The 6,365-nt window shown below is 68.9% G+C and carries 7 protein-coding genes; all 7 read right to left on the reverse strand.

All coding sequences use genetic code 11. From position 1 onward, the window contains the following. Positions 1–861: NADH-quinone oxidoreductase subunit N (locus HY726_07095; GenBank protein ID MBI4608754.1), on the reverse strand; the 861-nt coding region annotated here is incomplete at its 3' end. After that, positions 858–2,396, reverse strand: a complete 1,539-nt coding sequence (locus HY726_07100; GenBank protein MBI4608755.1) for an NADH-quinone oxidoreductase subunit M — start codon at positions 2,394–2,396, stop codon at positions 858–860. The genes HY726_07095 and HY726_07100, both read right to left, overlap by 4 nt. Beyond that, positions 2,393–4,231: an NADH-quinone oxidoreductase subunit L gene (gene nuoL, locus HY726_07105; protein MBI4608756.1), complete on the reverse strand. Its 1,839-nt coding sequence runs from the start codon at positions 4,229–4,231 to the stop codon at positions 2,393–2,395. The genes HY726_07100 and nuoL overlap by 4 nt, the downstream gene beginning before the upstream one ends. Before the next feature lie 136 nt (positions 4,232–4,367). Continuing rightward, complete coding sequence (nuoK, locus tag HY726_07110) at positions 4,368–4,667, reverse strand: NADH-quinone oxidoreductase subunit NuoK (GenBank protein ID MBI4608757.1); 300 nt, start codon at positions 4,665–4,667, stop codon at positions 4,368–4,370. 281 nt (positions 4,668–4,948) lie between these two features. After that, a complete protein-coding gene (locus HY726_07115; protein ID MBI4608758.1) occupies positions 4,949–5,443 on the reverse strand; it encodes an NADH-quinone oxidoreductase subunit J in 495 nt (164 codons plus the stop codon). Continuing rightward, positions 5,440–5,967, reverse strand: a complete 528-nt coding sequence (locus HY726_07120) for an NADH-quinone oxidoreductase subunit I (GenBank protein ID MBI4608759.1) — start codon at positions 5,965–5,967, stop codon at positions 5,440–5,442. Before HY726_07120 ends, HY726_07115 begins: the two co-directional genes overlap by 4 nt. Further along, the coding region (locus HY726_07125) for an NADH-quinone oxidoreductase subunit H (protein MBI4608760.1) at positions 5,960–6,365 on the reverse strand (406 nt) is incomplete at its 5' end. The genes HY726_07120 and HY726_07125, both read right to left, overlap by 8 nt.

Here is a 6,365-nt window from a genome sequence, read left to right on the forward strand (position 1 = left end):
CTTGGTGTTCTGCTGGGGGAGCGCCATCAGGTTCCCCGCCACGATCGTGATGGCCGCCAGCCCCGCCACGATCGGCACCCACACCAGCGCGCGCTCGTTCGCGCCTTCGAGGTAGACGCGGAAGAGCGCCACGAAGCCCGCCGCTTTGGGCGCGACCGAGAGCCACGCCACGAAGGGCGTCGAGGCCGCTTCGTAGGTGTCGGGGACCCACATGTGAAAAGGGAAGGCGGCGATCTTGAAGCCGAAACCGGCCAGGACGGCCAGGAGCCCCAGCATCAGCAGCGGGTCGCCCGCCGGGAGCGCCTTCGCGACGCCCGCGAGGTACGTCGTCCCGGTCACCCCGTACACCAGCGAGAGCCCGTAGGCCATGATGGCCGAGGAGACGGTGCCCACCAGGAAAAACTTGAGCGACGCCTCCACGGCCTCCGGCTCGCGCTTGAGGAACCCCGCCAGCACGTAGAGCGGGATCGACATCAGCTCGAACGCGACGAAGAGCAGGATGAGATCGCGGGCCGAGGCCAGCGCCAGCATCCCGAGGAGCGACGCGAGGAGCAGAAGATAGTACTCGGGAGCCCGCCGGCGGAAGGCGGCCTCGCGGAGCGAGAGGGAGCCGAGGATCCCGATCAGCGTCGCGCCCAGGAAGAGCTGCTTCGCGAAGAGCGCCAGCCCGTCCGCGGCCCAGGCGCCACCGAAGCGCGGCTCCCGCGGTTGGACGAAGAACGACTCCCCGAGGAGGACCAGGGTCCCCGCCGCAGCGAGGTAGCCGACGCGGCTCCGGTCCTCGCTCCGCGAGAAGACCCCCAGGAAGAAGACCCCCAGCATCAGGACGGCCAGCCCCAGCTCCAGCCCGAGCCCCGTCACGGCGTCACCCCCAGGCGGACCAGGAAGGGCACCGTGAACGTATCCACCAGATTCAGCGCGAGCGCCGGCAGCATCCCGAAGAGCACGAGGCAGAAGCTCAGGACCACCAGCGCGACCCACTCGGGACCGCGCGCGTCGGGGAGATCGTGAAACTCGCCGTGGGCCGGGACCGGGCCCCAGAAGATCTGCTTCGCAACCCGCAGCACGTAGACCGCGGTGAGGAACGTCCCCGCGACCGCGGGAAAGAGCCACCACGGGTGCGCCGAGCGCCAGGTGCCGAGGAAGGTGAGCAGCTCGGCGATGAACCCTGCGGTGGCCGGGAGCCCCATGGACGACAGCGCCCCTATGGTAAAGGCGGTGGCGATCCCCGGCATCCAGCGCCCGAAGCCTCCCATGCGAAAGATCTCTCTGGAGTGCGCCTTCTCGTACACGAGCCCCACGAGGGCGAAGAAGAGGCCGGTCATGATCCCGTGGGCGAACATCTGGAAGACCGAGCCGTTCACGCCGGCCTCGGTGAGGGTCGCGGCGCCCAGCAGGACGATCCCCATGTGCGAGACCGAGGAGTACGCGATCACGTACTTGAGGTCGGTTTGCGCCATGGCCGAGAAAGCCCCGTACACGATGTTGACGCAGGCGACGATGCCCATCAGCGTCGTCCAGTCACGGGTCCCCTCGGGCAGGAGCCCCATCCCCATCCTCACGACGCCGTACGCGCCCAGCTTCATCAACACGCCGGCGTGGAGCATCGAGACCGCCGTCGGCGCCGAGGCGTGGCCGTCGGGGGACCAGGTGTGGAGCGGCCAGATCCCCGCCAGGGTCCCGAACCCCAGGTAGAACGCGAGAAAGACCCAGCGCTGGACCGTCGGATCGAAGGTCGCCTCCTCCAGATCGAGGAACGAGAACGACGTGCCCCCGGCGGCGAAGTAGAGGGCCAGGATGCCGACCAGGATGAAGGCCGACCCCATGAGCAGGTAGAGGGTCAGCTTCATCGCCGCGTACTCCTTGGAACCCACGCCGGTCTCACGGATCGCCCACGCGAAGACCCCGCGCGGCGCAATTCGAGCCGAGGTCCCCCAGATCCCGATCAGGAGGTACATCGGGAGCACGGCCAGCTCGTAGAAGAGGAAGAAGACGAAGAGGTCCAGGGAGACGAAGACGCCGAAGACGCCGGTCACGAGCGTGAGGAGGAGGGCGTAGAACTCCTGGCTCCGCACCTGGATCGTCCACGAGGCGAAGACCCCGGAGAAGATGATGATCGCGGTGAGAAGGACCAGCAGGAGACTCATCCCGTCAGCCCCGAGCTCGTAGCTGATCCCGAGCGGCGGGACGAGCGAGAGCTTCTCCGTGAACTGGAACCCCGCCGCGCGGAGGTCGTAGGCGGCGTACACCAGAACGGAGAGCACCAGTGAGAGGCCGGTAGTCGCGACGGCGATGAACCGCACCGCGAGCGGGTGGTGGCGCGCGGTGAACATGATGAGGAGCGCCCCGATGAAGGGCGACCAGGTGATGAGCGAGAGCAGCGGCAGCCCCCTCATCGCCACTGGCTCCAGATGATGACGATGACGAGGCCGAAGGCCACCCCGTAGAGGTAGTCCTGGGCCTGGCCGGTCTGGATCATCCTGAGCCGATCGCCCCAGCGGAGCGTCCAGGCGCTCATCACGTTCACCATCCCGTCCACCAGGTAGCGATCCACCCAGCCGATGAGCCAGGAGAGGGCGAGGATCACGCCGCGGTAGGTGGCTTCGTAGAGGTCGTCGAGCCAGTACTTCCGCTCGGCGGCTCGCCGGAAGGGGCCGAACGCGGCCGCCAGCGCCTCGGGGCTGATGAGGCGCCGCTGGTAGGTGAGCCAGGCGAAGGCGATCCCCCCGAGCGCCAGCGCCAGCGAGAGCGCCGCGAGCCACCCCGGGGCGTGAGGCATTTCGGAGGCGGCCGGAAACTTCATGCCGAGCCAGACAGCGATCCCGAGCCCGAGGGAGAGCCCCGCGAGGAGCCAGTTGGGCCCGGCCATCACCAGCGGCGGGTCGTGCGGGTGCCCGTCGGCGCGGCGCGCGCCGAAGAACGCGAGGAAGACCACGCGGAACATGTAGAACGCCGTGAGGAACACCGTGAGGGTCAGCATGAGGAACGGGAGCATCTGGCCCCCTTCCCACACTCCGGCGAGCACGGCCTCCTTGGAGAAGTAGCCGACGAACGGGGGAACCCCTGACAGGGCGAGAGTGCCGACGACGAACACGATCGCCGTCTGGGGCATGACGCGCGCGAGCCGGCCCATCCTGAAGACGTCGTTCGATCCCACGGCGTGAATGGCCGCGCCGGCGCCGAGGAAGAGGAGCGCCTTGAACACTCCGTGGGTGAGGAGGTGGAAGAACCCGGCGCCGAGCGCCCCGGCGCCGAGGGCGGCCATCATGTAACCGAGCTGGGAGACCGTGGAGTAGGCGAGGACGCGCTTGATGTCCGCTTGGACGAGGGCCAGAGTGGCCGCCAGCAGCGCCGTGAACGCCCCGACCCACGCGATCAGCGTCAGCACCTCCGGCGTCAGGAGGAAGAGCGGGTAGACGCGGGTGACCAGGTAGACGCCCGCCGCCACCATCGTCGCGGCATGGATCAGGGCGGAGACCGGGGTGGGTCCTTCCATGGCATCGGGGAGCCAGACGTGGAGCGGGAACTGGGCGCTCTTCCCCACGGCGCCCAGATAGATCAGGAACATGATGAGCCCGAGCCCGTCGCTCGCGAGCGAGCCGTCGCGGGCCATGGAAAAGAGGCGCGTGAAGTCGAAGGTTCCGCTCTGATTCCACAGGAGGACGATCCCGATGATGAAGCCGAGGTCTCCGGCCTTCGTGGTCCAGAACGCCTTCACGGCCGCGCGGGCCACCTCGGGTCGCGCGTACCAGAAGCCGATCAGCAGGTAGGAGCAGAGCCCGACCAGCTCCCAGAAGATGAACATCTGGAGGAAGTTGGAGGCGAGGACCAGGCCCATCATCGAGAAGGCGAAGAGCGACTGGTAGGCGTAGTAGCGGCCCAGGGCCGGCGCCGACTCGTGCTCCAGGTAGCCGAGGGAGTAGAGCTGCACCAGGAACGACACCAGCGCCACGAGCACGAGCATCGCAGCCGAGGTCGCGTCGAGGAGGAGCCCGACCGTGGCCAGCGGGCCATCGGCGGCCGGGAGCCAGGCCCAGCGGAGCTCGTAGGGAACGACGAGGGAGCGCCAGTAGAGGATCGCGGCCGCCAGCGATCCCGCGACGGCCAGGATCGAGAGCCGGCCCGCCAGGCGGCCGGTCCGGCGGAGCGGAGGGATCGCGGACAGCAGCACGAAGGCCCCGAACGGCAGCCAGAGGGCGACCAGCGCGAAGGCGGCCGGACCGTCGGGCACGCGCGCTAGGTCAATCGGAGGGGGACACCCGCGCCTTCGGCGCGGGTACCCGGGCCCCCTCCGAGGCCTCCCCCAGGAATCGCTTGCGCGGGCAAAGCCCGCGCTCGAACGGATGCTGGCCTTCTCATTGGGCGCGCTAGCCTTTGAGGAGGTCCAGGTGGTCAGCTTCTACGGTGAGCCGAACCCGGAAGATCAGGATGACGATGGCGAGCCCCACGGCGACCTCGGCCACGGTGATGGCGATCGTGAAGAGCGTGAAGATCATGCCCGCGGGATCCCCCGAGAAGCGGGCGAACGCCACCAGGTTCACGTTGACGGCGTTGAGCATCAGCTCGATCCCCAGGAGGATGCCGATGGCGTTCCGGCGGGTGAGGACGCCGAAGAGGCCGATGGCGAAGACGCAGGCGGCGAGGATCAGGTACGCCTGGAGCCCCATCAGAGAACCTCCGAGGCCTGCCGCCGGGGCGCCCGTCCTCGCTCGGCGCCTCGTCGCTGCGCAGGCAGGGGCGCCGGGGATGCCGTGCCGAGCGAGTCCGACGAGCCGTAGCGGCGGGCGAAGCGCAGGGCGCCGTAGCGCTCGGAGCGCTCCAGCGAAGTTGGGGCGCGACGACTACCCCCCGCCTCGGGGGGATGGGGGGGCCAGCGGAGGCGCCCGAGCGAGCCAACGCCGTCGAGGCGAGGAGGTCCGAAGCGAGGCACGGCGCCCCGGCGCACGTGCTAATCCTCCCGCCGGGCGAAGAAGAGCGCTCCGAGGAGCGCCGCGAGGAAGAGGACCGCCAGCAGCTCGAACGGGAGCACGAAGCGGGTCAGGAGGTCGCGGCCGATCTGCTGCGTGAGATCGCCGGTGAGCGGCGGGCGCTCCCGGGGCAGATTCCCCCGCGTCAGGAAGAGGAGGAGCGCCACCAGCACCGTGACGGAGACAATCGCCCCGTTGGCGAGCTGACGGTTGGTCTGGGTCAGCCGCTCGCCCACGAGCCGCTCGGTGAGCATGATGGCGAAGACGACGATCGTGACCACGCCCCCGGCGTAGAGGAGGATCTGGACCGCGGCCAGGAACTCGGCCTCGAGATGGAGGAAGAGCCCGGCTGTCGTGACCAGGGCGACGGCCAGGTAGAGGACCGAGTGGAAGAGATTCCGGGAGAGGACGACGGCGAGACTGGAGGCCAGGAGCACGAGGGCCAGCCCCCAGAACGCCGCCGCCCCGAGGCTCACTCGCCGCCCTCTTTGGCTGCGCCCTTTTCGGCTTTGGGAGGAGCCTGCATCGCGCGGAGCCGGGTCCCCGTGGCCCAGGAGGGGGCGAACTGGCGCCCGAGATGGTGGAGCCGGTCCTTGTCCAGGAGCAGCTCGCGGCGGTCCGAGGTGGCCAGGTCGAACGTCTTCAGCATGATGATGGCGTCGGTGGGGCAGACCTGGACGCAGAGCTCGCAGAACTCGCAGGCGTAGAGCTCGAGCGTGAACGTCCTGGCGTAGTTGCGCTTCTCGCCCTTCAGCATCTCCACCTTGATGACCTGCGGCGGGCAGACGTACTCGCAGAGCCGGCAGCCGATGCACGCCTCCTCGCCGGTCTCCTCATAGACCAGCGCCAGGACTCCGCGGAAGCGATCGGGGTAGGGCCGCGTCACGTCGGGGTACCGCACCGTCACCGGCTTCCTGAAGAGGTTGCGGAACGTGACAGCCATAGCCAGGCCGACAGCCTTCGCCACCTCCCAGCTCTCCCGGAGGAACCCGTTACGCACCGCCGCCTCCCAGGGCCACCACGACGCTCGTGGCCATGAGCAACGCCAGCGTCGCGGGCAGGAGCACCTTCCAGGAGAGGCCGAGGATCTGGTCCACGCGCACCCGGACGAAGCTCCACCGCACCCAGGTGACCAGGAGGAAGATGAAGACCGCCTTCAGGAGGAACCAGACCGGGCCGGGCAACGCCGGGCCGAGCCAGCCGCCCAGAAACAAAAGGGCGCCCAGACACGAGACTGCAAACATGTGAGTGTACTCGGCGAGCTGGATGAGGGCGAACTTCATCCCGCTGTACTCCACGCGGAAGCCCGCGACCAGCTCGGACTCGGCCTCCAGGATGTCGAAGGGCACCCGGTTCTCCGACGCGATCGTGGCGACGACGAAGGCGAGGAAGGCGAGC

The organism is Candidatus Rokuibacteriota bacterium, from assembly GCA_016209385.1.
Lineage (GTDB): Bacteria > Methylomirabilota > Methylomirabilia > Rokubacteriales > CSP1-6 > JACQWB01.